The sequence below is a fragment of the Gordonia sp. DT101 genome, assembly GCF_049844895.1.
GTDB lineage: Bacteria > Actinomycetota > Actinomycetes > Mycobacteriales > Mycobacteriaceae > Gordonia.
In genome coordinates, this window is record NZ_JBNCLX010000001.1 from 1,043,230 (window position 1) to 1,068,778 (window position 25,549).

The window sequence follows — 25,549 nt, forward strand, 5'->3', positions numbered from 1 at the left end:
ACTCACAGTGGGGATGAGTTACACACATGTGATTTCCACAATGTGGATGAATTACACACATGTGAGCCGGGTGCGTCACCAGTGGTCAGCGCCACCGCATCGTCATCAACAGACCCACCACCATCAGGGCGAATCCGATCAAGAAGTTCCACGGGCCGAGGTTGTACATCCAATGCAGGGCCTTGCCCTCGGCGCCGAGCGCCGACGGTGTCGCAACCAGGTAGAACACGATGAGCCAGGCGAGCCCGAGCAGCATCAGTCCGAGCATGATCCACACGTAGATGTTGCTCGACGGTCCGGCCTTCACCTTCACCGGCGTACGGCTGGCCGGGTTGATGGTGTAGTCGGTCTTCTTCCGGACTTTTGACTTCGGCATGACTTCCTTTGTAGTGCTGAACAGCGCGTCGGGCTGTCGGTCGGCGCGACGGTGCCGGAGATGGCCCGCATCGGGGGCCCGGCGGTCCGTCGCTCTCGCAAGAGATCTGTGTCCACGGTATCTCACCAGGTAGCTGACCCGACAATGTCGCGATTCCGACGTCGGGCGGCACAGAAAACCAGGTGACGCGCATCTGGGCGCCCGCGGTAGCCTGACGGGGTGAATCAGCCGTCTGCGCACGTGGGCGCCGGAAGCACCTCCGGCCGCATCCTGGTCATCGACAATTACGACAGCTTCGTCTACAACCTGGTCCAGTATCTGGGCCAGCTGGGCGTGGAGGCCGTGGTGTGGCGCAACGACGACCCGCAGCTCGACGACCCGACCGCCGCGACCGAGGGCTTCGACGGCGTGCTCCTGAGCCCCGGACCGGGCACTCCGCAGCGCGCGGGCGCGGCCATCCCGATGGTCGGTGTGGCACGGGCGACCGGCATACCGCTCCTCGGCGTGTGCCTCGGTCACCAGGCGATCGGCGCGGCCTTCGGTGGCACGGTCGACCGCGCGCCCGAGCTGCTCCACGGCAAGACGTCGCTGGTGTTCCACGACGACGCGGGTGTGCTGGTCGGACTACCGGATCCGTTCACCGCGACGCGCTATCACTCCTTGACCGTGCTCCCGGAGACGATCCCGGACGAATTGATCGTGACCGGCCGTACCGAGTCCGGCATCGTGATGGCGATGGCGCATCGCGAACTGCCCATTCACGGCGTGCAGTTCCACCCCGAGAGTGTCCTCACGCAGGGCGGTCACCGGATGCTGGCGAACTGGCTGGCGATCTGCGGCATCAACATCGACGAATCGCGGGTGGCCGTTCTCGAGGCGGAGATGGTCGACGCGATCGGCTGACCTGCGGGATCTCGATACGGTTCCTCGCTGCGCTCGTCGCCTACTCGATCGGCAGACGGGCGCGTGGTGACCCGATGGGCGCAAGGGCGGGTCGCCTACTCGATCGGCAGACGGGCGCGTGGTGACCGGGGACAGCTCAGCCGGGCAGCAGACTACCCTTTCCGACGACGATCGAGACCGAGCCGTTCTTGCGCACGCGGGCCCCGGCGTCGGGTTCCTGACCGACCACCTTGCCGTCGTCGGGGCTGGTGATCGGGACGTTCCGGGACGACCGCGTCAGCGTCGTGTCCGCCCAGCCCGCTGCGGCGAGCGACTGCCGGGCCTGTGCCGGGGTCTGCCCGCGCAGGTTGGGCATCACGAACATGTTGCCCCGCGACACGACGATCTGCACCGTCGAGCCCTGTTCCACGGTGGTACCCGCCGACGGCGAGCTGCTCACCACCTGTCCGGCCGGCAACTCGGAGTCGCCGGCGATCGAGACCACCTTCAGATTGACCTGTTCCAGTACGGTCCTGGCCGCATCTTCCGTCTGCCCGGTCACGTCGGGGACGGTGATCTCCCGTGGTCCGTTGCCGACATGGACCACCACGGCACCGTTCACCGGGGCCTCGGCACCGATGGGCGGCGTGGTGCTCGCCACCTTGTCCTTCAGATCGGCGCTGGAGTCGACCCGATCGGTCTTCACGTTCGAGAAGCCGAGGACGCGCAACGCCTCGGTGGCCTCGTCCGGAGTCTGACCCTGTAGGTCGGGCATCTGGTGTCGCTGTGGTCCGGTCGAGATGTACAGGGTGATCTCGGATCCCTGCGCGGCCAGTACGTTTTCCGCCGGCGCCGAGCGCGTGGCCGAACCGGGGGCGACGTCCAGACTGGGTTCCTCGAGTTGCTTCACCTTGAACCCGGCCTTCTCCAGGCTGTTCCGCGCATCGGTCAACGACTTGCCCGCGACGGCGGGCACCGGAACCTGCCGGGCAGAGTCCGAGCTCCACGGAGACCACAGCAACAGTCCGGCAATCAGGACCACGACAGCCGCGACCGCACCGATCACCGGACCACGGATGCGTCGCCGCGCCGGATCGTCACCGTCCGCGTCGGCGTCGTCACGGCGGTGGTTGCCGCTGCCACGTCGGACGCCGGCATCGGCAGCGAGGGCGCGGCGCGGGCCGCTGTCCATGAACTCGGTGCGGTCCTCGTCGGACAGCAGCATCGGCGCCGATGGTTTGCCGCCGGCGAGCACCTTGATGAGATCGGATCGCAGGTCCGCGGCCGACTGGTATCGGTTGGCCGGGTTCTTGCTCATGGCCTTGAGCACCACGGAGTCCAGCTCGCGCGGGATCTCCGGACGGATCGACGACGGCCAGGGCGGGTCCTCGTGTACGTGCTGATGCGCGACCGCCACCGGCGAGTCCCCGGTGAAGGGCGGTTCGCCGGTGAGCAACTCGAACAGCACGCAGCCCATCGAATAGATGTCGCTGCGCGGATCCACCTTGATGCCCCGCGCCTGCTCCGGCGACAGGTACTGCGCAGTGCCCATGACCGCCGACGTCTGCGTCATCGTCGACGTCGAGTCGCTCATCGCGCGGGCGATGCCGAAGTCCATCACCTTCACGGCGCCGGACTTGTCGATCATCACGTTGGCGGGCTTCATGTCGCGGTGCACGATGCCGTTGCGGTGGGAGAAGTCCATCGCGGCAGCCACATCGGCCATCCAGGTCATCGCCTGTCGCGGTGAGACCTGACCGTTGGCCCGGAGCACGTCGCGCAGCGTCTCGCCGTCGACGTACTCCATCACGATGAACGGCAGCGGGCCGTCCTCGGTCTCGGCCTCCCCGGTGTCGAAGACCTGCACGATGGTCGGATGGTTCAGTTTCGCCGCGTTCTGTGCCTCGCGGCGGAATCGGAGATAGAAGGTGGGGTCGCGGGCCAGATCGGCGCGCAACACCTTGACCGCGACGTCACGGTGAAGTCGGAGATCCCGGGCAAAATGGACTTCCGACATCCCGCCGAATCCGAGCGTCTCACCGAGTTCGTACCGATCGGAGAGATGGTGCGGTGTCGACATCACCTTGCGCTCACCATCTTTCGCTGCTCGCGATCGTCCGGACGGTGACCGGGCATGGTTGCCCGGACCGCGCTTCGAAACGACACCTCATCCATTATCGGTCAACTCATCCGCCTGGGAAGCCAGGAATGGTGAACGTCGGAAATGTCGGCCGGTTTGCCGAGGGAGCACCGGGGTCGGTGGTCTCCGGGACCGTCGTCGTGGTGGGCTCCTCCGGAGTCGTTTCCTCGGTGGTCGTCTGCGTGGTCGTCGGCGGCCGCTCGCGCGTCGTCGTCTGGACCGGCGCCTCCTCCTGAGTGGTCTCCGGGGCCTCGGTGGTGGTCTCGGTGATCGTCGTCGTGGACGACGGCGCAGGTGACTCCGGGGACGACGAATCCAGGTTCAGCAGCCAGTAGCCGAGTAGTGCGAGCGCGGCGATCAACAGCACGCCGGCGGCCCCGGCCAGTACCTTCTGACCGGTGGTCCAGCTGTTGTCGTCGGCCGGGGGCACCGGTCGGCTGGGCGGCCGGCTGGTGGTGCGCGCGGTCGCGGGCTGGGACGCAGCGGTGTCGGCCATCGACCTCGTCGTCGGTCGCATCGCGGCGGCGGCCGCAGCCCCGCCCAGGGCTCCCGCGGCGGCCGCACCGGCGATCGCGCCGGGATGTGGCGGTCGGTGACCGGCCCGGACCGCCGCGACCGCGGCCGCGAACTCGCCGCCGTTGGCGTACCGCTGGCGGGGATCCTTGGCCAGCGTGGTGTCGATCAGATCGCGGACGTTGCCGGGCACGCTCGTCGGCAGCGGCGGCGGCGTCTCACGGATGTGCTTCATCGCGACGGTGATCGCACCGTCGCCGAGGAACGGCCGGCGCCCGGTCAGCGCTTCGTACCCGACCACGCCGAGTGAGTAGACGTCCGACGCCGCGGTCGCCTCGTCGCCGGTCGCCTGCTCCGGGGAGATGTACTGGGCGGTGCCCATCACCATGCCGGTCTGGGTGACCGGTGCCGAGTCGACGGCCTTGGCGATACCGAAGTCGGTGATCTTGACCTGGCCGGTCGGCGTGATCAGGATGTTGCCCGGCTTCACGTCCCGATGCACCAGGCCCTGGCTGTGCGCGGCCTGCAGGGCACGCCCGGTCTGCTCGAGCATGTCGAGGGTGTTGGTCAGCGAGAGCCGGCCCATCCGGGAGATCACCGAGTTCAACGGCTCACCGTCGACGAGCTCCATGACGAGGTAGGCCAATGGATCGCCGCCGCCCCGGTCGGGTGTCTCGCCGTAGTCGAAGACGTTGGCGATGCCCGGGTCGTTGAGCTTCGCGGTGGTCTGCGCCTCCGTGCGGAATCGCGCCGTGAACTCGGGATCGTTCGAGTACTCGGCCTTGAGCACCTTGACCGCGACGCGCCGGTTCAGACGGCTGTCGACGGCCTCCCACACCTGGCCCATGCCACCGGTCGCGATGAGACGCATCAGCCGGTAACGATCGGCGATCGTGGTGCCACTTTGTAGCGTCATCAGCTTGCACCTCCCACCAATGCATTGATCACTGCTCGTCCGATCGGTGCCGACACCGCACCCCCTGTTGACGCGGGACCCGGGTCCCCGTTCTCGACCACCACCGCGACCGCGATCTGCGCATTCGAGGACGGCCCGAAGGCGATGTACCACGAGTACGGTGTCTCCGACTCGACGTCCGAGGTCGCCGAGTGCTCGGCCGTACCCGTCTTCGATGCGATCGAGACCGGGCCACCGGCCCCCTGTGTACTACGTTCCGACTCGATCATCAGTGAGGTCAGGGTTGCGGCCTGATCCGAACTGATCGGCTCGTTGATGGTCGTCGGTTGAGTTGTCTGCAGCGTCCGCAGATCGGCCGCCTGCAATTTGTCCACCAGGTAGGGCTGCATCCGCACGCCGCCGTTGGCGACGGTGGATGCCACCATCGCCATCTGCATCGGGGTCACCCGCACGTCGCGCTGCCCGATGGACGCCTGTCCGAGCGCGGCGAGGTCGGGGATGGCGCCGACAGTCGACCGGGACACCGGCAGCGGGGTGTCCGGCTGCTTCTCGTCGAGGCCGAAGCGCTGCGCCGTCTCACGGAACACAGTGATCGGATCCTTCATCTTGTTCGTCGTCAGATCGACGAAAGCCGTATTGCACGAGTACTTGAACGCCTGGAGCAGCGAGACAGTGCCGCCGGACGAGCCCGGGCAGGTCTCGCCGCCGTAGTTGGTCAGCGACGTGTTGGTGTCGGGCAGCACGATCGACGGCGCCGCGGTGAGTCGGACATCCGGGGTCTCGCCGTCGCGCAGCGCGGCCGCCGTGGTCACCACCTTGAACGTCGATCCGGGCGGATAGAGCTCGTTGACGGCACGGTTGAGCATCGGGTTGTCGATGTCGCCGGGCTGGTTCCACGCTGCCCAGCTCTTCTCGCGCACGTCCTGGTCGTGGCTGGCCAGTTTGTTCGGGTCGTAACTCGGCGTCGACGCCATCGCGAGGATCTTGCCCGTGTTCGGCTGCAGTGCCACCACCGCGCCGCGGCAGCCGCCCTGACATCCGTTGCGCAAACCGTCGAAGGCCGCCCGCTGCAGCCGCGGGACGATGGTGCTCACCACATTTCCGCCGCGCGGATCCCGGCCCGAGAACATGTCCATGAACCGCTGACCGAAGAGTCGGTCGTCGTTGCCGTTGAGGATCGAGTTCTGGTACAGCTCCAGTCCGGTACTGCCGTACTGGAACGAGTAGTAGCCGGTGACCGGCGCGAAGGCGGTCGCGGTGTTCGGCGGGTAGGTGCGCAGGAACTTGAGCCGGCTGTCGGTGGGCACCGACACGGCGACCACGGAACCGCCGTCGGCAGTGATCGCGCCGCGCTGCCGGGCGTACTCGTCGAGCAGCACGCGGTTGTTGCGTGGGTCGGACCGCAGCTTGTCGGCCTTGAACACCTGTACGTAGGTGGCGTTGGCGAGGAGCGCGATGACCATCACGATCACCGCCATCGACACCCGTTGGATCGGCTTGTTCATCGGCGCACCGCCTGGGTCGGCAGCGAGTCGATGCTCTTGGGCGGCGGTCGCTTACGCGTGGGATCGGGTTCGCGTGCCGCGTTCGAGATCCGGATGAGCAAGGCCACCAGGATGTAGTTGGCGAGCAGCGACGAACCTCCGTAGGACAGGAACGGTGTGGTCAGACCTGTCAGCGGGATCAGTTTGGTGACGCCGCCGACGACCACGAACACCTGCACGGCGATGGTGAACGAGAGGCCGGTGGCGAGCAGTTTGCCGAAACTGTCGCGAACCGCGATGCCGGTGCGGAGTCCGCGCAGGACAAAGATCAGATAGAGCATCAGGACCGCCGCGAGCCCGACCAACCCCAGTTCTTCGCCGATCGTGGCGATGATGAAGTCGGTGTTGGCGAACGGGACGATGTTCGGCCTGCCAGAACCCAGACCGGTGCCGAAGAGCCCGCCGGTGGCCAGGCCGAACAGACTCTGGCCGATCTGATAGCCGGAACCGTTGAAGTCGCTGAAGGGATCCCGCCAGATCTCCACGCGCACCTGCAGGTGGGCGAACAACTGATAGGCGAGCAGCGCGCCGATGACGAACAGGGTCACACCGAGGACCAGCCAACTCGCCCGCTCGGTCGCGACGTAGACCATCGTCAGCATCGTCGAGAAGATCAGCAGGGAGCTGCCCAGGTCGGACGAGTAGGCGAGCACCGCGATCGAGACGAACCACGCCGCCAGCAGCGGACCGAGGTCGCGGGCGCGGGGGAAGTCCATGCCCAGGAAGTGTTTTCCCGCGGTGGTGAACAGATCCCGCTTCGAGACGAGGAACGCCGCGGTGAAGATGATGATGAGGATCTTGGCGAACTCGCTGGGCTGGATCGAGAAGAACGGCAGGATGATCCAGTTCTTCGATCCGTTGATCTCCGACATCGACGACGGCAGCAGGGCCGGGATGATCAGGAGGACAAGGCCTCCCAGGCCCAGCGTGTACGAATACCGTGACAGCGTACGGTGATCGCGGACCAGGATGAGGATCGCCGCGAACGCGATGATGCCCAGGGCCGCCCAGACGAGTTGCTGATCGGCGTTGTGGGTGACCTCGGTGGGGTTGACCGTCTCGCCGTTGCGGCCGGTACCCAGGTCCAGCCGGTGGATGAGCACCAACCCGAGGCCGTTGAGCACTGCGACCACCGGCAGCAGCAACGGGTCGGCGTGTGGTGCGTACCGCCGGACCACCAGGTGCGCAGCACCGAACAGCACGATGTAGGCGATCACGTACTTCGCCAGATCCCAAGTGAGACTCTGTCCTTGGGCCGCCTGCACGATGAGCAGCGCCACCGTCACCAGGCCGATGGCGAATCCGAGCAGCACCAACTCCGCGGTGCGGCCGGTCTGTTCGGGCGGCTGGCGCGGCGGTGCGTGGACGGGAGTGGCGGGTTGGCTCATCAATGACCTCGGCAGATCTTGTTGCCGTCGCTGTCGTACTGCGGCGGTGCCTGCGGCGAGGTCTCGGTGGTCGGTGGGGCAGGTGCCGTCGTGCGTGGTGCCGACGGTGCCGGAGATGGGGCAGGCGGTGCTCCCGGCGCGGGCGCGGGCGCGGGCGCGGGAGCGGGCGCCGGCGTCGGCGCGGGACACAGCGGCAGGAAGTTCAGATGCCGTACCCGCTCTTCGGCTTCGGCGAGTGGCATGTTCCGGATGGACTTGCCGACGACCGCGTTGCGGTCGAGTTCGGCGAGGTCGGCGACCTGCAGCGGGGTGCAGGTGTCCGATGCGCCGTCGTCGACGAACTCGATCTCGGGGTCGGTCTGGTCGAGCCCGGTCACGCAGGCACTCTGGGATGCCGAACTGAGGTCGAGGAACAACACCTTGTCGGGTGAGCCCTGGAAGACCACGACGTCGCCGTCGACGGCACCGACGTAGTAGTTGTTGCGCACCATCGCCCGGGTGACGAAGAACCCGGCGACGATCAGCGCGATCACCGCGACCGCCGTGCCGGCGACCAGCCAACGGTGACGCCGATTGCGTGGTGGCGGTTCGTCGTCGGCCATGATGGTGGGCCGCTGCGGTTCGGCCGGTGGTGGTCGCAGCGCCGCGGCACGACCGGCGGCTGTCGCCGGGTTGGGTGTGTAGCCCTCGTCGTCGACTCCCGCGGCACCGCCGACGATGGGCCGCGAATCCCCGTACTCGGTGTCGACGACATCCGCGACGATGACCGTCACGTTGTCGGGACCGCCTCCGCGTAGGGCGAGTTCGATGAGCCGGTCGGCACATTCCTTGTGGTCGACGATCGAGCCGAGCGTGTCGGAGAGCGTCTCTTCGCTGACCACATCCGACAATCCGTCGCTGCACAGCAGGTAGCGGTCTCCTGCGCGCGCCTCGCGGATCGTCAGCGTCGGCTCCACCTCCTGACCGGTCAGCGCCCGCATGATCAGCGAACGCTGCGGGTGCGAGTGGGCCTGTTCGGGCGTGATGCGTCCCTCTTCGACGAGGGTCTGCACGAAGGTGTCGTCGCGGGTGATCTGGGTCAGCTGGCCGTCCCGGTACAGGTAGCCGCGGGAGTCGCCGATGTGGCACAGGCCGATGCGGTTGCCCGCGAACAGGATCGCCGTGAGTGTGGTGCCCATGCCCTCGAGTTCGGGGGAGTGGTCCACCTGGTCGGCGATCGCCGCGTTACCGGTGTGGGTGGCACGGTCGAGCTGGGCCAGCAGGTCGCCGCCCGGCTCGTCGTCGTCGAGGTTGCGCAGCGCCTGGATGACCAACTGGCTGGCGACCTCGCCGGCGGCGTGACCGCCCATACCGTCGGCGAGCGCGAGCAATCGGGCGCCCGCATACACGGAATCCTCGTTGTTCGAGCGGACCAGCCCACGGTCGCTTCGCGCGATATAGCGCAACACCAGTGTCACGGGCGCAGCTCGATCACGGTCTTGCCGATGCGAATCGGGGTGCTGAGGGGGACTTTGACGGCGGTCGTCACCTTGGACCGGTCGAGGTAGGTGCCGTTGGTCGACCCGAGGTCTTCGACGTACCAGTCGTCACCGCGCCGCGACAGCCGGGCATGCCGCTCGGACGCATAGTCATCCGTCAGCACCAGCGTCGAGTCGTCGGCACGGCCGAGCAGCACCGGCTGGGTGCCGAGAGTGATGCGGGTGTTGGCCAGCGCACCATGCGTGACGACGAGGTAGCGCGCCGAGCCACGGGCGGCCCGAGCCGACCGGTCGCCCTTGTCGCCCCGCGTGTAGCGCGTCAGCCGACTCCCCCCGGCGGTTGCGATGTCGGCCCGGAGCGTGCGGATGACGGCGTAGACGAACAACCAGAGCAGCAGCAAGAACCCGAATCGGGTCAGCTGCAGCACCAAGCCCTGCATTTACGTGTTCACCTCCAGCGCCGTCGCCTTTCGCGGCCCGCTCGTTCCACCCCGGGCGCCTAGTCGTTGAAACGGACCCGACTGCATCTTATGGGCAGACGCTGATTTCGCCGACATTGAGATGTGACAGTTCAGTATCAACGCCTGGTTCCTGAGGAGCGCGGCGCCGGCCGAGCATCGCGAAGGACGGTCTCTCGTAGGAGACCGGGTGGATGACCGGGGACTACTGGAACCGGACGGTGATGTCGGAATGCCCGACGCGGATACGGTCGCCGTCGGCGAGTTCCCAGCTGCTGACCTGGAGGTCGTTGACCGTGGTGCCGTTGGTCGAGTTCAGATCGGTCAGCATCGCGGTGGAGCCGTCCCAGCGGATCTCCACGTGCCGGCGCGACACGCCGGTGTCCGGCAGACGGAACTGTGCGTCCTGGCCGCGGCCGATGATGTTCGATCCGTCACGCAGCTGGAAGGTGCGGTTGCTGCCGTCTTCGAGCAGCAGCGTGATCGCGGCCGGTGCGTAGCCACCCGGCTGGGCGTAACCCTGGTCGTAGCCGCCCTGCTGGTAGCCGTACTGCGGCTGCTGGGCATAGCCCTGCTGGTAGTCGTAACCGGGCTGCTGTCCGTATGCGGGGTCGTAGCCGCCCTGCTGGTAGCCCTGGTCGTAGCCGGGCTGCTGTGCATAGTTCTGGTCGTAGCCGCCCTGCTGGTAGCCCTGGTCGTAGCCGCCCTGCTGGTAGCCCTGGTCGTAGCCACCTTGCTGGTAGCCCTGGTCGTATCCCTGCTGGCCGTACCCGGGCTGTCCATATCCCTGCTGCGCGTAGGCCTGGTCGTAGCCGGGCTGCTGGGCGTAACCCTGTTCGTAACCGCCCTGCGGGTAGTCGTAGCCACCTTGCTGGCCACCCTGGTCGTACGCCGGGTCGGTGCCCCTGCGCTGGTCGTATCCGGGGTTGTTGGTCATTTGTGGGGCTCCTACTTCTCGGTGTGCACGTTGTGGGTGCTGCTGTGCTGGTGGTCGTTGCGGACCCGACGCGACAGGCCGCAGACGCACATCCGGGTTCACCGCACCGCGGGCGCGGAATATACCCGTATGCAACGACGGCGACTGGTCGAACTCTACGACCACCCGGCCGTAGGTCTGCCAGCCATTGTCGGAGATGAAGTTCTCGAGATGCTTGGAGAACGTCTTGCGATTCAGTTCGTACTCGGCCGCGATCTGCTCGTAGTCGGTGGGACTGAACAACAACGTATAGCTGTTGGGAGCGAGGACTGCACCGTCGCCGAGATCCTCGAGGGATTCCTCGGCCTCTCGCTGCAGCCCGTTCTCGATCTCCTGGGGGGCGACCTGGCCCCCGAAGACCCGTGCGAAGCCGTCGTCGACGGCGCCTTCGAGCTTGCGCTCAATGCGCTGCAGAATGCCCACCGGCGACCTCCCTTCGCGGCTCGGTTCCAGACGGCCATGGCGTGTCGCCGTGCGTATGGCCTTGATAGATGATACCGATTGTGCCCATTATGACGGGGTTCCCGTCAATGCAGCACCGCGCGCAACATCAGCACCACCGACGTCGTGCCCATCACCCTACGCGCTGAACGGGATGTGACCAGCGCAGATACACGTATTTCTGATCACGAATCGGGATATTCAGCCCGGCAAACGCGAGTCCATTCGGCCCACGCGGGCCGCCGACAACCCGCGTTCACCCGCCAGACCCGCGGGACAGGCCGCCCGGACGGGTGAGCAGGGGCCCCCAACCGGTTTTACTTCCGCCCACCGGCCTTGCTATCGTCTTCCAGTCTCACGCAGACGGCCACGGGCGAGTGGCGGAATGGCAGACGCGCTGGCTTCAGGTGCCAGTGTCCTTCGGGACGTGGGGGTTCAAGTCCCCCTTCGCCCACCACGAGCGGTTCAACTCGGTCGGACATCAAGGGTCAGGTTGCAGAAATGCGGCCTGGCCTTTTTGTTTCTCCGATCTGTCCTTCGATGCACGATCAACCGGTGAGCCATCGGGTGAACTCGGGTGCCCCGTCGGTGACGGATGGATCGATCTTGTCGGCCGGATACCTACCGGTCATGGCGTTCACCAGAAATGAGGCGAGTCCGTCGCGGTCATACAGCCACACATCTGCGAGGTCGGTGTAGGCGACGGGCCACCGGTCGGAATCATCACCGATCTTGTGCCAGTAGCCGTAGCCGCCGGCCGAGCCGCCACCCCACGGGGCAAAGGGCGGCGGATCTTGCCGCAGATCGACGGGGTGGCGTAAACCGTCGGGCTCCAGCCACCCTTCGCCGATCTCGTCCACGAACTCCTGCCAGCCGGGATCGGCGATGATGTCCATCGAGGTCTGGTACTCGTCGACGATGTCCTGACCTTCCGGCCCGCCGGGAGCGAAGACGTAGAACTCGCCGCAGAATTGGCCGACGCCGTACTCGGTGACGATCTGTCGGTAGTCGGCCGGTGCCTCGAATCCTGTTGTCTGCCGGAAGTCTTCCCAATCGACCTGGGATTGTCCGCCGTCGGCGGGCGGCGGCACCAGCGCGAGTAGGTCTCGACAACCGCTCATGGCACCAGCCGATAGCGCAACATCATGTCGTGATCCTCGTGATCGAGGATGTGGCAGTGCCAGACGTACCCCTGTAGGTCGGTGGTGACCATCCCGTGCGCCGGCATCGCACCGGCGTGGTGGCTCCCGGACATGTGCGGCGCGACCGATCGACCGTGGGCCGGTCGCGTGCGCGAGTCCGTCGCGTCGGACGAGAAGATCGCGTCCGGATCGAAGCCGAGTTCGTCTGCCCGGGGGAACCGGACGAGGATCGAGGTCACCTGGCCGCCGTCGGCCCGCACCGTGTCCTTCCACCCGGCCTCCCACGCGGCCGCCGGTCGCATCGGCCCGGCGTAGAAGTTGCTCGGGTCCGGCGCCCATCGGGTCCCGATGGGCGGCTGCGGATTCGCCGCCTGGTAGTCGACGGTGCGGAGAGGACGTCGCCCGAGGACCCGGAACATGATCAGGTGCAGATGGATCGGATGCGGGTCGGGCGTGATGTTGATGATGTCCCAGCGCTCGACGGTGCCCTCGCGGGGCTTTTCGATCTGTGGATCGCTGTAGCGCAGGTTGTTCAGCGACATGATCGCCGGCGGCAGACGGACCTCGTACGGCTGTGACACGGACACCCGTCGGATCACGTCGGGCCGTGCGGGCGGAGGGATCCGGGCCGGCCGATTGCGCCCACCGCGCAGAGTGGTCGGCACCGGGCGTCGGTCGCCACGTCCCGTACCCGCGGTGAACCGACAGAACCTCGACATCGCGACCTCACCCAGCATGGTCGCCTGGAAGGGTGGCGTCAGATCGTTGCACAGCTCAACTGATTCACCGGGGGCCAACGAACTGAAGTCCACCAGGATGTCGAAACGTTCGGCGGGGGCCGCCAGGATGGAGCGGCACCGTACCGGCTCGTTGAGCAGACCGCCCTCGTTCCCGATCACCCAGAAGCGCATGCGGTTGGAGAAGAACAGTCGCCAGACCGAGAACGACGCGGCGTTGATGAGGCGGAAGCGGTACATCCCGCGGTCCACTGTCATCTTCGGCCACACCCGGCCGTTCACCACGCCGCGATCGCCGACGGCACCACCCTCCCACAAGCCCTGTGGCACCACAGGGGTGGATCGCAGACTCTGCCGGCCGTCTTCGTGAAAGACCTTTTCCTGCAGGACGAGTGGGAGCTCATGCGGTCCGGACGGCAAACCGAGCGGGTTGTCGGCGCCGCCGGTGTCGTAGCCGTCACGCAGGAAGTACATCCCGGTGAGACCTGCGTAGACGTTGGCGCGGGTGATCCCCATCGCGTGGTCGTGATACCAGAGATGCCCGGCCTCTTGACGATTCGGGAACTCGAGAAGCGATGTGCCGTGGTGGGGCAGCAGGAGGCGTTGTGGGTTCCCGTCGAACTGCGGGGGTGTGGCGCCGCCGTGCAGATGCAACGAGGTGGGCGGGCTGCTGCGATAACTCTCGGAGACACCGTGGAGCGTGGTGTCGAGGTCTGCGGCAAAGGTGTGCCGGCCGAGCTCGCTGCGGTAGTGGAGGGTCGTCTGCTCGTCGACGTGGGCTTCGATGGTGGGGCCGTGATACGTCTCGTCGTTGTACCCCATCGCCGGCACTCGCGGCTGGTCGCGGTGGAAGCGCGTCGTGGTGGACCGGGCGACCATCTCGATCGGTTCTGTCGGCGACGAGGTGATCACCTTCGGTACCGGCAGGTCGTCGACGTACTTCTCCATCGGCGGCGAATGAAAGATCGTCGGGTATGGCGGCGGCGCGGGCTCTGCCGCCGCGATTCCCCGGCCGAACCGAGCCGCAGCGGCAGCGGCCGCCGCTCCCACGAGTAGTCGACGACGACCGATGTTCGCGCTCACGCCTGCTCATCCCCCCGATCAGTTGCGCTCAATTGAGACACCGTGGAGAAGTTACCCGGCGCCTCGTCGCGCGGAACAGGTGGACGCGGTGGCTCGGTGGACGAAGATGTCCGTATCCGGACGTTGGAGTTCGGGCTGCTGATGGAGAATGAGGCCCATGCCGTCACTCTCCCTCACCAGCACGCTGATGGACCTCGTCCAGCGCCGTAGTCTGCTCCCCGGCATCGTCGAGGATGCCCTCGCCGGACCCGGCCGCGACATCACCGGCCTCACGATCGTGGTCACCGGGGCGTCAGCCGGGATCGGCCGGCAGGCCACCACTCTGCTCGCCGAGCGGGGCGCCCGCGTCATCGCGGTCGCGCGACGGGAGGACGAACTGCGTTCTCTGGCAGAAGAAACGGGCTGTGTCTACCGGACCTGTGACCTGTCCGACGAGAAGGCCATCGAGACGCTGGTGGCAGATCTCGCGGACGAGGAGGTCGACGTTCTCGTCAACAACGCGGGCCACTCCATCCGGCGGACCGTCCTCGACTCGGTCGACCGTCTGCACGACTATCAGCGCACGATGCAGCTCAACTACTTCGCCCCTGTGCAGCTCACGCTCGGTCTTCTGCCCGGCATGGTGGACCGCGGCCGCGGCCAGTTCGTCAACGTCTGTACCTGGGGCATCATGGCCAACACGTTCCCCCGCTTCTCGGCCTACGCGGCGTCCAAGAACGCGCTCGCCATCTTCGGTCGCAGCCTCAACGCCGAGAACCCGCATCCGGAGGTGCGTGCGACCAACGTGCTCTACCCGTTGGTGCGCACCGAGATGATCGCGCCCACCGCCGAGTACGACGACGTGCACGCGCTCAGTGTGGAAGAGGCGGGCCGGTGGATCCTGCGCGCGGTCACGCATCAGCCCACCGACGTCGCGCCGGCCGCCCTGCGCGCGATCCTGCCCGCGATCGACTACTTCACACCGACGACGGCCGACCGCGCGATCGCGTCACTGACCTGACTCGGGAGTTACGCCTTCGAGAGAGATTGGGACACAACGAGTTCTAGGCGTCAAGAGCGAAACACGTTGTTGCTCAACGTGACTTGCTCACCACAGGAAGCCGCCGACAGCTCGGAGGATGTTGAACACCAGTTCTGAGATCAGACCGAACATAAGGGACACCTCCCTCCGGCTCTTCGCGCCGAAGACCCAAGTGTAATCCAGATCACACCTGGCGTCGACGCCGTTCGGTCAACCGGATGAACACGGAATCGTTAGCGGGACAAACGAGTTCCGGCCGAACCTGCAGGGTCTGGCCGCAGTTGCGGCTCCAAGCCGGAACCAGGAACTGCGGCCAGAACCGCGTTTGCGCCGAGCGGGAGCTGAGCGGGAGCTCAGAGGGAGCCGGCGGGCACCTGTCGGCCGGCGCGCTGCCGCACCGGGTCGGGGTAGGGGACGGCTGCGAGCAACGCCTTCGTGTACTCGTCATGCGGCGCCGACAGCACGGTCCGGGCGTCGCCGGTCTCGACCAGTTTTCCGTCGCGCAGGACGGCCACCCGGTCGGCGACCTGCTCGACGACGGCCAGATCGTGACTGATGAACAGCGCGGCGAAGCCCAGGTCCCGTTGCAATTGCGCGAAGAGTTCGAGCACGCGCGCCTGGACCGAGACGTCGAGTGCGCTGGTCGGTTCGTCGGCGATCAGCAGGGCGGGCTCGACCGAAAGAGCGCGGGCGAGGGCAACCCGTTGGCGTTGGCCGCCGGAGAGTTCGTGCGGCAATCTGCCCGCGAACGTGCGCGGCAGCTGGACGGCGTCGAGCAGTGCGGCGACCCGCGTGTTCCGCTCGTCGCGCGTACCGAGGCGATGGATCTCCAGCGGTTCGCGGATCGATTCGGCGACGGTGAACCGAGGGTCGAGCGAGGCCGTCGGATCCTGCGGGACAAACGCGATGGTCCGGCGCACCGCCCGCAGCTCGGTGCGGGACACCTGGGCGATGTCCTTGCCGCCGAGCACAATCCGGCCGGCGGCTGGTGCGATGAGACCGCCGATGGTGCGGCCGAGCGTGGTTTTTCCCGATCCCGACTCGCCGACCACACCTACCACCTCGCCAGGACGGACCGTCAACGAGACACCCGCGAGGGCGGTGTGCGGTGCACTGCCGAATCTGCCCGGATGACGCACCGTGATGTCGTCGACGTGCACCACTGCCGTCGACGTGAGTCCATCGCCGTCGGGTTCATCGTCGGCACGCTCGGCGTCGAAACCATCAACGTCGGGGGCGGGCAGCGTGGGGACGGCGGCCAGCAGCTGTTTGGTGTACGGCTGCGTCGGCGCGGCGAAGATGTCGAAGACGTCGCCACGTTCGACCACCTCGCCGAGCTGCACCACCACCACGCGGTCGGCGATGTCGGCGACCACGCCGAGGTTGTGGGTGATGAGGAGGATCCCGGCGTCGGTGCGATCGCGGAGGCGAAGCAGGAGATCGAGGATCTCCCGTTGCACGGAGACGTCGAGGGCCGTGGTGGGCTCGTCGGCCAGCAACAGAACCGGGTCGTTGGCCAGCGCCAGGGCGATCACCACCCGCTGCTTCTGTCCGCCGGAGAGCTGGTGCGGGTACTGCCCGGCACGCTGTTCCGGATCGGGGATCTCGACCAGACGTAACAGTTCCACAGCTCGCTGATGGGCATCACGCCGGGAGAGCCTGCGGTGGGTACGCAACGCCTGGCGCAGCTGCCACCCGACGGTCTGGACCGGGTTGAGAGCGGTCTGCGGTTCTTGGAAGATCATCGCGACCCGGGTCCCGCGGACGGCATCGAGTTCCTTCTCGGACCTGTTGAGCATCTCGATGCCGTCGACCTTGACCGACCCGGTCGCGGTGGCTGTCTCGGGGAGGAGGCCGATCGCGGCACGGGCCGTCATGGTCTTTCCGGAGCCCGATTCGCCCACGAGCGCCAGGATCTGGCCGCGGTCGACGCGGAGGCTGATGCCGGCGACCGCGGGCCGCGGATACGCGAAGGTGACCCGTAGATCGTCGACGGCCAACGCCGGCACGGGCTCGTCGGGAGTGTCGGCCGCCGGCCGGGTGGTCTCGGACATCACTGCCTCCGGGTTCGGGAGATGGATTGTGCGATGAGGTAGAAGCCCAGCACCAGGGCCGAGATCACCACGAGCGGGCCCAGTGAGAACCAGGGATTGGTCTCGAGATAGCCGTTGCCGGCCGCGAGGATCGAGCCCAGGGACGGGGTGGGCGCGACCACACCGATCCCGAGATAGCTCATCGCGCCCTCCACGAACACCGCCAGCGACAGCGACAGGGCGACCTGGACGCCGAGCGCCTCGACCGAATTGGGCAACACATGGCGGAGCAGGATGTGCCGGTTGGTCGCACCGCTGACCCGGGCGGCCTCGACGTAGGGCATCTCCCGAACCTTGAGCACCGAGGTCCGCGTCAGGCGCCCGAAGATGGGGATCTCGGCGATGGCGATCACGATCACGATGGTCTGGGCGCCGGGTGACAGGACCGCGGTGAGCGCGATTCCGAGGAGGAGGGCGGGAAAGGCGAGGATCACGTCGAAGGTCCGTTGCGCGATCACATCGCTCCACGGATGGGTGACGGTCACCAGGCCCGTCGCGATGCCCACCGCCGCGCCGATCGGCACGGCGATGAAGATGATGAGCAGGTCGACACGGATTCCGTAGAGCATCCGGGTCAGGAGGTCGCGGTTCAGATCGTCGGTGCCGAGCCAGTGTGCTGAGCTCGGCGGCAGAAGGTACGCGCCGTCGATCTGCTGGTCCGCCGCGAACGTGGTCAGCCACGGGCCGACCACTGCGAGCAGCACGACGACGGCCACCAGAACGGTGCCGACCAGACCGGAGCCGCTGAGCAGGCTGCGCAGCGTCGACTGCCGCACCCGGGACCCGACGTCGGTGGCCGACTCGGGTAGCAGGCCGGGTTCGATGTCGAGGACGGCCTCGGCCCCGAAGGTCGAGGCGAGCGGGTCGGTCGTGGTGGGGCTGTTGGTTGCGGTTCTTCCGGACATCACTGACCTGCCAATCGGATTCGGGGATCAAGCCAGGCGTGCAGGATGTCGGCGGCGAGCTGGAGCACGACGAACACCGTCACCGACAGCAGTACGAGCACCTGGACGAGGGGATAGTCGCGCGCAAAGATGCCTTCCTCGGTGAGCAGTCCGAGCCCCGGCCAGCCGAAGATCGACTCGACGAGGATCGCTCCACCGAGCAGCCCGCCGACGACGAGACCGAGCGCCGTGAGAGTGGGCGGCAGCGCATTTCGGAGCGCATTGCGAACGACGATGGTGTGCCACGGGACACCGAGCGACCGGGCCGTCACCGCGTACGGCTGGCGGAGTTCGGTACGCAGGGCCTCGGTGAGGAACCGTGCCAGCACCGCCCCGGCCGGCAGTCCCAGCGTCAGCGCCGGGAGGATCAGGTACTGCAGGCTGATCTGGAGACTCTGCGTGTAACCACCCGGTGGTGTGCCGCCGGCCGGCAACCAGCGGAGTTGGACACCGAACACGAGTATCAGCACCGTGCCGACGACGAAGGTCGGGATCGCGATGGCGACAGCGTTGATGCCGATCAGCACGGCATGTACCACGCGGCTCTCGAAGATCGTCGCGGACAGGCTCAGCGCGAGGGCCAGCACGACGGCGATCACGAGTGCGGTCACGGTCAGCACCACGGTGTTGACGAGCCCGAATCCGATCAGGTCGCTGATCGATCCGCCCACCTGGTAACTCTCCCCGAGGTTCAGCGTGAGGATCCCACCGAGCCACGCGAAATACTGCACCAGGAACGGTCGGTCGAGACCGAGGTCGTGCCGGATCGCCGCGAGCTGTTCTGGCCCCGCGTCGGGGCCGGCGAGGGCCGCCTCGGGGCCTCCCGGGATCAGCCGGAGGATCGAGAAGATCAAGAGCGAGGCGATCGCCAGCACGACGATGGCGGTCGGGATCCGTCGGATCACATAACCCAGCATTACGAATTCCGTCCCGTGGTGTTGAGGTAGGTGTCCTTGAGGTGCAACTGATCACGTCGATCCCAGTCGATGTTCCCGACCGCGTTCGACGTCGCGACCTTCTGGAAGACGATGCCGATCTCGACCAGGAAGAGGTCCCGAAGCCAGATGTCATCGAGTTGGCGATAGGCACGCAACGCTGCCGGCGATGCGCCGTCCGGCACGGTCCACGCCGCGTTGGCGGCGGCGGCGTACTGCGGATTGAGGTAGTTCGACGAGTTCTTGGCAGCGTTGAACGGATAGGCCGAGACCGCCAGCGTCGACGGGGTGAATTGAGCAAAAGCATGCTGCAACAACCAGATCCCGGTGAATTTCCCACCGATCAGCTTGGACGCCTGCTGAGTCTGGTCGTTGGGGACGAGGGTCACCGGGATGCCGATGTCCTTGAGATTCGACTGCACGATCTCGGCGACCACGCGGTCGATCCCCTGTGTGGAGAAGTCCAGCGGAATCGGCGGTACCGGGCCGTGTTGCGCCACCAGCTTCCTGGCCTGTGCGACGTCGCGACCGTACGTCGCGTTGGCTGCGGCGTCATAAGCAGGCGACCATTTCGGCCACGGGAGATTCACCACGTAGCCGCTCTTGCGGAAGACGTCGTTGATGATGCGGGGTCGATCGATGGCGAGGGCGATCGCCCGACGGAGACGGACGTCGGACAATGCCGGATTGGTGACGTTGATGCCGACATACTCCTGCGATTCGGCACCGGTGAAGGTGACGTCCTTGAAGCCGTAGCGGGTGGTCGCGAGTTGCTGATCGTGGTAGTTCAGTCCGTACGCCACGTCGATCTGGCCGGTGCGCAGCCGGGTGTACAGCGACTGCTGGTCCCTGATGATGACGAACGTGATCGAATCCAGGTTGGGCTTGCCGCCCCAATAGTTGTCGTTGCGAACCAGTCGCAGCGACGAGTTCGGTTGCCACGAGGCGAACTTGAACGGTCCAGTCCCGATGTAGGACTTGCCCGCCTTCAGCTGCGGGAGGGACTGCGCGTCAAGGATGGGCGCGGAGTCGAGCAGATCGAAGATGTTGCTCAACGGGTGAGCGAAGCGCAGCACCACGCGATGCGGATCGCTGGTGTCGTAGGAGGTGATGGCGGCCGCCGTGCGTTTGAACTGGGGGGTCCACGGGCCGGCGAGGTAGGCCTCGAGGGACTTCTGCACATCCGACGAGACGAAGGGCCTGCCGTTGTGGAACGTCACGTCCGAACGGAGATCCAGTGCCAGCGAGAGTCCGTCGGGCGACAACCGCCACGCGGTCGCCAGCGACGGCCGGACGGTGAGGTCGTCACGCGAGTAGCGGATGAGCGTGTCGAAGGTGTTGCTCACCACCTGGCCGGCGAGATTCCCGGTGCCGATCTGCAAGAAGGTCTTGGGCGACATGTCGCCGAGTACCCCGACACGGAGGTTGCCCCCTTGCGGCGCCGGTTGCCCGGGCGCCAGGGACTGGGAGATGGAGTTCTCCTGCTTGGCGACCGCGGACTGACACCCCGCCGCGAGGAGGCAGGTGGCAAGGGCCAGTGCGAGTACTTGCACCACGCGGGTACGGCGTCCGGGCATCGTTGCGAACTCTCTGTTCCGAGGGGCTGACACGGCCGGTCGCGCTACGTCGCACGAACGGCCCAGGTCACCACTCTGGGCAGACGGAGCGCCGAACGCCAAGCCCGGAGGGGGGTTACGAAGCGTCTCGGCGAAAGTATTGACAGTTGCGCCGACTGTCTGAAAGGTGCTGTGACGCACGGTGTCACCGTGCGATCGCGACAGGACGAGAAGAACGGATCCCATGGCGCAGCACCAGAGTCCTCCGGAGGAGTCCCGCGGCTACGCGGACTTCGGCGGCACCGTCGGACGGACATCGTCGGTCTCGCAGCCGTGGTGGCCGGCCGAGCGGACCGCACCGCCGGGAGCCCCGAACATCGTCGTCGTGCTCGTCGACGACATGGGCTTTTCCGACATCGGCCCGTTCGGTGCCGAGATCGACACGCCGAACATCGACGCGTTGGCGCGGCGAGGTCTGCGGCTGAGCAACTATCACACGACGCCGGTCTGTTCGCCGGCCCGCGCGGCATTGCTCACCGGGCTCAACCCACACCGCGCCGGTTACGGGAGTGTGGCCAACTCTGATCCGGGGTACCCGGGCCTTCGGCTCGAGCTGGCCGACGACGTGCTGACATTGCCGGAAACTCTGCGGGAGAGCGGTTATGCGACGTACGCGGTGGGCAAGTGGCATCTGGTCCGCGACGCGAACATGGGACCGGGCCGGAACCGGGATTCGTGGCCGGTGCAGCGCGGCTTCGACAGCTACTACGGATCGCTCGAGGGGCTCAACTCGTTCTTCCACCCGAATCAGCTGATCTCCGACAATTCGGTTGTCGATGTCGACGAGTATCCGGATGACTACTACGTCACCGACGATCTCACCGATCGGGCCGTCGGTCAGATCAAGGCGCTGCGGGCGCAGGATCGGAGCAGGCCGTTCTTCCTGTACTTCGCCCACATCGCCATGCACGGTCCGCACCAGGTGAAGGAATCCGATCTCGCGAAATACCGCGGACGCTACACCGAGGGCTGGGACGTGGTCCGGCAGCGGCGTTTCCAGCGGCAGGTCGATGCCGGCCTGTTCGACCCGGACACCCCGATCGCCGAGCGCAACACCACTCCCGGTTACGACGCGCCCCCGTGGGATGGCCTCGAGCCGGACGAACAGGACCGCTTCGAGCGCTATCAGGAGGTCTATGCGGCGATGGTCGACAGTGTGGACCAGAGCGTCGGACGTATCGTCGACACGCTCACCGAGTTGGGCGAACTGGACAACACGATCATCGTGTTCACCTCGGACAACGGCGGGACCGCGGAGGGTGGCCCGGTCGGTACCCGCTCGTACTTCAGCCAATTCGTGCACGGTCCGGTTCCGGCGGACTGGGAGCGTGACGTGCCGCACGACGAGGAGCTGATCGGTTCCGCCGCCCTGGGCGTGCACTATCCGCGCGGGTGGGGCCAGGCGTCGAACACGCCGTTCCGCTTCTACAAGGGTCAGACCTTTGCGGGTGGGGTCCGGGTGCCGTTCGTGATCTCCTGGCCCGACGGTTTGCAGCGGGATCCCGTCGACAACGGCGTCCGGCGTCAGTACTCCTACGTCACCGACGTGGCACCCACCCTGCTGGATCTCGCAGGCATCCCGACTCCCGCGAACCGATTCGGCAAGCCGGCCCAGGATCGAGACGGGGTGAGCGCGGCCTCGTTCCTGCGGGACCGGTCGGCGGAGTCCGCGCACACCGAGCAATACGCCGAGTTCGGCGGACACCGCGGGTTCTATCGGGACGGGTGGAAACTGGTGTCCCTGCACACCGATCCGGCGAAGGTCGACGATCCGGAGTGGGAACTCTACGACGTGACCGCCGACCCTGCGGAGACCACGGATCTGGCGGCGGGCCAACCCGGTCGGGTCGCCGAACTCGCGCAGGCGTGGGAGGACGCGGCCTGGCGCAACACGGTGTTCCCGCTGTTCGATACGCCCGCCGATCAGATCCGGCGGCGTCCGGCCGAGAGCCGGTACAGCGAACCGGTCCGCATCCTCGCCGGCACGCCGACCTTGGAGCGATACCGGTCGAGCCGATTGATCGCCTATCGGGATTTCGAGATCGAGGTGGATCTCGTCGACTGGACCCGCTCCGATGAGGGGGTGCTCGTCGCGCACGGCGACCCGCAGGGTGGCTATCTGCTGTACGTCGAGGATGCGGCAGTGCATTTCGTCTTCAACAGCTACGGCAGACTCGCCCGTGCCTCCGCTCCGCTACCCGACGACGTATCCGTTGTGACCGTTCGTGCCGTCGCGACACCGGAGGTGCGCTGGGATTTCTCGATCGAGGTCACCGATGCTGGTCAGACGTCGGTGGTCGCCAAGCTGCCCGATCAGTTCCAGCTGGTGGGCATGGCGCCATGGACGGGTATCTCGGTCGGCCTCGATGCGCGCGGTCCGGTGGATCCCGATCTCCGTGCGCGGCAGGGGGTCTTCCGGTTCGGTCCGGCGCTGCGCGCGGTCACCTACCGGCCCGGCCCGGTTCGAGTCCCGAGCGGGGTCCGGCATGCCATCGACGAGAGCGCGGAGCATCACGCGGACTGACGCACGGACTTCGAATCGTCGTGATTTCAGGTCTCGATTGCCGCGCCGAACTGTGCGGAAATGGAGCGAAAGAACAGAAAGGATTTCCCAATGACATTGGCACAGATCGACGAACGGGCGGACCGGGATGCGCGTGCCCGAGAGGTCTACCGTGACGCAGGCATCACGGTGGACAAGCTCGGTGAGCACATCGGCGCCAAGATCGGACAGGTGCGTCTCGGCGGCGATCTGCCGACCGAACAGGTGGAGGCGATCCGGCTTGCGCTGGCCACCAACAAGGTGGTGGTCTTCACCGATCAGCACCACCTCGACGACGAGACGCAGTATGCGTTCGCCGAATCGCTCGGTGACCCGACCGCACCGCACCCGACGGTCACCTCGCGTGGAACCCAACTGCTGACCATCGAGGGTGCCGCCAACAGCTGGCACACCGACGTCACCTTTGTCGATCGCATCCCCAAGGCATCGATCCTGCGCGCGGTCACTCTGCCGGAGTACGGCGGTGCCACCACCTGGGCGTCGACGGTGGCCGCCTACGAGCAGTTGCCGAAGCCGTTGCGGGCGTTGACCGAAGAGCTCTGGGCGACCCACAGCAACCTCTACGACTACGTCGGTCTGAAGGAACCGTCGGGTGGTGTGGACATCTCCAGGAAGGCAGACAACTACCAGGAGTTCACCAGCACCGAGTACCAGACGCTGCACCCGGTGGTCCGGGTCCATCCGGAGACAGGTGAGCGGAGTCTGTTGCTGGGCCACTTCGCGAAGGAGTTCCGGGGACTCAAGTCCGCCGAGTTCGCCGATCTCTACCAACTGCTGCAGGCACGGATCACCAAGCTCGAGAACACTTTCCGCTGGAACTGGCGTCTGGGTGACGTGGCGATCTGGGACAACCGGGCAACCCAGCACTACGGCATCGCCGACTACGGAAACCAGAAGCGCGAACTGCATCGCATCACCCTCGCCGGCGACGTCCCGGTCGATGTGCGCGGCGAGCGCAGCCAGGTGCTGCAGGGCGATGCCTCGCACTACTCGGGAGTCGAACAGCCGAACCGTCTCGGGGTCTTCGCTGCGTGAGTGCCTGATCTCATCTGACAAACGCCGCGGCCGGCGGACACATGACATCTGTGTCCGCCGGCCGCGGCATTTGCGTGGTGCTGACGGGTCGAGTTCTCGACCTGATCGTCAGTAGTAGTGCGCCCGCCCGCCGACCGCACGGCCGGTCGCACCGAGAACGGCGAGAATCGCGCCGATCACGATCAGGATGATGCCGATCGTCCAGAGGATCGGGATACTGAAGATGAACCCCAGAACCAGTAGGACGATGCCGAGAATGATCACGTGTGTCTCCTTGCGATAGACCAACACGCACTCGACGCTGCTGCAAGTGCCCGTAATGCCAGCCTAGTCCGGCATCGACACGCGGCGGGGATTTGTCATCCTTTCGCCACACTTGAACCTGAACACAACTTCAAGTAGGTTCACCTTCAAATTCGGCGGCAGAGGGATGTGTATGCAACTCGACGGCAAAGTGGCCATCGTGACCGGTGGCGCCGGCGGAATCGGCGCCGCGATCGCCCGAGCACTCGTCACTCGAGGTGCCCGGGTGGTCGTCACCGATCTGAACCCGACCGCCCTCGAGGCCGTGGTGACCGGGATCGAGACCTCGGCGCCCGGGGCGGTGGCGTCCATCGCGGGTGACGCCGCTTCGACGGCCCACATCGACGCGGTCATCGAACTCGCCGAATCACGGTTCGGTCCCGTCGACATGTACTTTGCGAACGCCGGAATCGGCGGTGCTCCAGGGCTGTTCGCCTCCGACGACGAGTGGTCGCAGGTCATCGACGTCAACGTGATGGGTCACATCCGCGCTGCCCGACGACTCGTTCCGGAGTGGGTCGAACGTGGCGGCGGATACTTCGTCGGGACCGCGTCCGCGGCCGGCCTGCTCACCCAATTGGGCTCGGCCACCTACTCCGTGACCAAGCACGCGGCCGTCGGATTCGCGGAGTGGCTCAACATCACCTACGGCGACCGTGGCGTCCGGGCGAGCTGCCTGTGCCCGATGGGCGTCGACACCAAGCTGTTGCGTCCGGACCACGTTCCCGACGACGAGGATGCGCGACTCATGCAGCGCGCGGTCGAGACCGCCGGTCGCGTGCTGACTCCGGAAGAGGTCGCCGACACCGTCATCGAGGCCCTCGGAGACGAACGTTTCCTCATCCTCCCCCATCCCGAGGTGCTCGAGATGTACCGGCACAAGAGTGCCGACTACGACCGCTGGCTGAGCGGGATGCGGCGGTACCAACAGGGTCTCACAGAAGCCACGTCGTAAGGAGTCACCG

General features: G+C 66.6%; 20 protein-coding genes and 1 tRNA gene. 6 read left to right on the top strand and 15 right to left on the bottom strand.

Annotated elements, in window-relative coordinates:
* Window positions 1–85 precede the first annotated feature (85 nt).
* On the bottom strand, window positions 86–376 hold the full coding sequence (gene crgA / locus ACLQ3I_RS05045) for a cell division protein CrgA (protein ID WP_124709472.1): 291 nt from the start codon (window positions 374–376) through the stop codon (window positions 86–88).
* Between the two features lie 219 nt (window positions 377–595).
* Between crgA and ACLQ3I_RS05050 the strand changes: the two genes are divergently transcribed.
* A complete protein-coding gene (locus tag ACLQ3I_RS05050) occupies window positions 596–1,279 on the top strand; it encodes an aminodeoxychorismate/anthranilate synthase component II (RefSeq protein WP_425793249.1) in 684 nt (227 codons plus the stop codon).
* Between the two features lie 136 nt (window positions 1,280–1,415).
* Here ACLQ3I_RS05050 and pknB read toward each other — a convergent pair whose 3' ends face one another.
* The 7 genes from pknB to ACLQ3I_RS05085 form a co-directional block, all read right to left on the bottom strand.
* Complete coding sequence (gene pknB, locus ACLQ3I_RS05055) at window positions 1,416–3,338, bottom strand: Stk1 family PASTA domain-containing Ser/Thr kinase (protein WP_425793250.1); 1,923 nt, start codon at window positions 3,336–3,338, stop codon at window positions 1,416–1,418.
* A 106-nt stretch (window positions 3,339–3,444) separates the two neighbouring features.
* Complete coding sequence (locus ACLQ3I_RS05060; RefSeq protein WP_425793251.1) at window positions 3,445–4,827, bottom strand: serine/threonine-protein kinase; 1,383 nt, start codon at window positions 4,825–4,827, stop codon at window positions 3,445–3,447.
* Window positions 4,827–6,332 (bottom strand): peptidoglycan D,D-transpeptidase FtsI family protein, encoded by a 1,506-nt coding sequence (locus ACLQ3I_RS05065; protein WP_267631056.1) that lies wholly within the window; start codon window positions 6,330–6,332, stop codon window positions 4,827–4,829. The genes ACLQ3I_RS05060 and ACLQ3I_RS05065 overlap by 1 nt, the downstream gene beginning before the upstream one ends.
* Window positions 6,329–7,759: an FtsW/RodA/SpoVE family cell cycle protein gene (locus tag ACLQ3I_RS05070; RefSeq protein WP_425793252.1), complete on the bottom strand. Its 1,431-nt coding sequence runs from the start codon at window positions 7,757–7,759 to the stop codon at window positions 6,329–6,331. Before ACLQ3I_RS05070 ends, ACLQ3I_RS05065 begins: the two co-directional genes overlap by 4 nt.
* On the bottom strand, window positions 7,759–9,216 hold the full coding sequence (locus tag ACLQ3I_RS05075; protein ID WP_425800268.1) for a PP2C family protein-serine/threonine phosphatase: 1,458 nt from the start codon (window positions 9,214–9,216) through the stop codon (window positions 7,759–7,761). Before ACLQ3I_RS05075 ends, ACLQ3I_RS05070 begins: the two co-directional genes overlap by 1 nt.
* Complete coding sequence (locus tag ACLQ3I_RS05080; RefSeq protein ID WP_425793255.1) at window positions 9,213–9,677, bottom strand: FHA domain-containing protein FhaB/FipA; 465 nt, start codon at window positions 9,675–9,677, stop codon at window positions 9,213–9,215. Before ACLQ3I_RS05080 ends, ACLQ3I_RS05075 begins: the two co-directional genes overlap by 4 nt.
* Before the next feature lie 223 nt (window positions 9,678–9,900).
* A complete protein-coding gene (locus tag ACLQ3I_RS05085) occupies window positions 9,901–11,094 on the bottom strand; it encodes a DUF3662 and FHA domain-containing protein (protein WP_425800269.1) in 1,194 nt (397 codons plus the stop codon).
* 389 nt (window positions 11,095–11,483) lie between these two features.
* Between ACLQ3I_RS05085 and ACLQ3I_RS05090 the strand changes: the two genes are divergently transcribed.
* Window positions 11,484–11,569 (top strand) — tRNA-Leu (locus tag ACLQ3I_RS05090).
* Window positions 11,570–11,660: 91 nt separating this feature from the next.
* On the opposite strand, the gene ACLQ3I_RS05095 is transcribed toward ACLQ3I_RS05090, so the two are convergent.
* Together ACLQ3I_RS05095 and ACLQ3I_RS05100 are read right to left on the bottom strand one after the other, a co-directional pair.
* Entirely contained in the window at window positions 11,661–12,233 is a 573-nt protein-coding gene (locus tag ACLQ3I_RS05095; RefSeq protein WP_425800270.1) for a hypothetical protein, read from the bottom strand.
* The gene (locus ACLQ3I_RS05100; protein ID WP_425800271.1) at window positions 12,230–14,074 is read right to left on the bottom strand and encodes a multicopper oxidase family protein; all 1,845 of its coding nucleotides are present in this window, start codon (window positions 14,072–14,074) and stop codon (window positions 12,230–12,232) included. Before ACLQ3I_RS05100 ends, ACLQ3I_RS05095 begins: the two co-directional genes overlap by 4 nt.
* Window positions 14,075–14,231: 157 nt before the next feature.
* Here ACLQ3I_RS05100 and ACLQ3I_RS05105 point away from each other — a divergent pair, with 157 nt between their 5' ends.
* Window positions 14,232–15,074, top strand: coding sequence for an SDR family NAD(P)-dependent oxidoreductase (locus ACLQ3I_RS05105; protein ID WP_425800273.1), 843 nt, complete (start codon window positions 14,232–14,234; stop codon window positions 15,072–15,074).
* A 374-nt stretch (window positions 15,075–15,448) separates the two neighbouring features.
* On the opposite strand, the gene ACLQ3I_RS05110 is transcribed toward ACLQ3I_RS05105, so the two are convergent.
* The 4 genes from ACLQ3I_RS05110 to ACLQ3I_RS05125 are packed head-to-tail and all read right to left on the bottom strand — an operon-like array spanning window position 15,449 to window position 20,644.
* Window positions 15,449–17,149 (bottom strand): dipeptide ABC transporter ATP-binding protein, encoded by a 1,701-nt coding sequence (locus tag ACLQ3I_RS05110; RefSeq protein ID WP_425800275.1) that lies wholly within the window; start codon window positions 17,147–17,149, stop codon window positions 15,449–15,451.
* On the bottom strand, window positions 17,149–18,093 hold the full coding sequence (locus ACLQ3I_RS05115; protein ID WP_425800277.1) for an ABC transporter permease: 945 nt from the start codon (window positions 18,091–18,093) through the stop codon (window positions 17,149–17,151). The genes ACLQ3I_RS05110 and ACLQ3I_RS05115 overlap by 1 nt, the downstream gene beginning before the upstream one ends.
* Entirely contained in the window at window positions 18,093–19,049 is a 957-nt protein-coding gene (locus ACLQ3I_RS05120) for an ABC transporter permease (protein WP_425793264.1), read from the bottom strand. The genes ACLQ3I_RS05115 and ACLQ3I_RS05120 overlap by 1 nt, the downstream gene beginning before the upstream one ends.
* Window positions 19,049–20,644, bottom strand: a complete 1,596-nt coding sequence (locus tag ACLQ3I_RS05125) for an ABC transporter substrate-binding protein (protein WP_425800279.1) — start codon at window positions 20,642–20,644, stop codon at window positions 19,049–19,051. Before ACLQ3I_RS05125 ends, ACLQ3I_RS05120 begins: the two co-directional genes overlap by 1 nt.
* A 223-nt stretch (window positions 20,645–20,867) precedes the next feature.
* On the opposite strand from ACLQ3I_RS05125, the gene ACLQ3I_RS05130 reads away from it, so the two are divergent.
* Together ACLQ3I_RS05130 and ACLQ3I_RS05135 are read left to right on the top strand one after the other, a co-directional pair.
* On the top strand, window positions 20,868–23,207 hold the full coding sequence (locus ACLQ3I_RS05130) for a sulfatase-like hydrolase/transferase (protein WP_425800281.1): 2,340 nt from the start codon (window positions 20,868–20,870) through the stop codon (window positions 23,205–23,207).
* Window positions 23,208–23,297: 90 nt separating this feature from the next.
* Window positions 23,298–24,281: a TauD/TfdA dioxygenase family protein gene (locus ACLQ3I_RS05135; RefSeq protein ID WP_425793267.1), complete on the top strand. Its 984-nt coding sequence runs from the start codon at window positions 23,298–23,300 to the stop codon at window positions 24,279–24,281.
* Between the two features lie 108 nt (window positions 24,282–24,389).
* Here ACLQ3I_RS05135 and ACLQ3I_RS05140 read toward each other — a convergent pair whose 3' ends face one another.
* Window positions 24,390–24,545 carry a DUF6131 family protein gene (locus ACLQ3I_RS05140; protein WP_190267130.1) on the bottom strand — a complete coding sequence of 52 codons (156 nt, stop codon included), beginning with the start codon at window positions 24,543–24,545 and terminating at the stop codon, window positions 24,390–24,392.
* Window positions 24,546–24,717: 172 nt separating this feature from the next.
* Here ACLQ3I_RS05140 and ACLQ3I_RS05145 point away from each other — a divergent pair, with 172 nt between their 5' ends.
* Window positions 24,718–25,539: an SDR family oxidoreductase gene (locus tag ACLQ3I_RS05145; RefSeq protein WP_425793268.1), complete on the top strand. Its 822-nt coding sequence runs from the start codon at window positions 24,718–24,720 to the stop codon at window positions 25,537–25,539.
* Window positions 25,540–25,549 lie beyond the last annotated feature (10 nt).

Coding starts and splice junctions, on each gene's coding strand:
- crgA (WP_124709472.1), bottom strand. CDS start 376: ATGCCGAAGTCAAAAGTCCGGAAGAAGACCGACTACACCATCAACCCG.
- pknB (WP_425793250.1), bottom strand. CDS start 3,338: ATGTCGACACCGCACCATCTCTCCGATCGGTACGAACTCGGTGAGACG.
- ACLQ3I_RS05060 (WP_425793251.1), bottom strand. CDS start 4,827: ATGACGCTACAAAGTGGCACCACGATCGCCGATCGTTACCGGCTGATG.
- ACLQ3I_RS05065 (WP_267631056.1), bottom strand. CDS start 6,332: ATGAACAAGCCGATCCAACGGGTGTCGATGGCGGTGATCGTGATGGTC.
- ACLQ3I_RS05070 (WP_425793252.1), bottom strand. CDS start 7,759: ATGAGCCAACCCGCCACTCCCGTCCACGCACCGCCGCGCCAGCCGCCC.
- ACLQ3I_RS05080 (WP_425793255.1), bottom strand. CDS start 9,677: ATGCAGGGCTTGGTGCTGCAGCTGACCCGATTCGGGTTCTTGCTGCTG.
- ACLQ3I_RS05095 (WP_425800270.1), bottom strand. CDS start 12,233: ATGAGCGGTTGTCGAGACCTACTCGCGCTGGTGCCGCCGCCCGCCGAC.
- ACLQ3I_RS05105 (WP_425800273.1), top strand. CDS start 14,232: ATGCCGTCACTCTCCCTCACCAGCACGCTGATGGACCTCGTCCAGCGC.
- ACLQ3I_RS05110 (WP_425800275.1), bottom strand. CDS start 17,149: ATGTCCGAGACCACCCGGCCGGCGGCCGACACTCCCGACGAGCCCGTG.
- ACLQ3I_RS05115 (WP_425800277.1), bottom strand. CDS start 18,093: ATGTCCGGAAGAACCGCAACCAACAGCCCCACCACGACCGACCCGCTC.
- ACLQ3I_RS05120 (WP_425793264.1), bottom strand. CDS start 19,049: ATGCTGGGTTATGTGATCCGACGGATCCCGACCGCCATCGTCGTGCTG.
- ACLQ3I_RS05125 (WP_425800279.1), bottom strand. CDS start 20,644: ATGCCCGGACGCCGTACCCGCGTGGTGCAAGTACTCGCACTGGCCCTT.
- ACLQ3I_RS05130 (WP_425800281.1), top strand. CDS start 20,868: ATGGCGCAGCACCAGAGTCCTCCGGAGGAGTCCCGCGGCTACGCGGAC.
- ACLQ3I_RS05135 (WP_425793267.1), top strand. CDS start 23,298: ATGACATTGGCACAGATCGACGAACGGGCGGACCGGGATGCGCGTGCC.
- ACLQ3I_RS05145 (WP_425793268.1), top strand. CDS start 24,718: ATGCAACTCGACGGCAAAGTGGCCATCGTGACCGGTGGCGCCGGCGGA.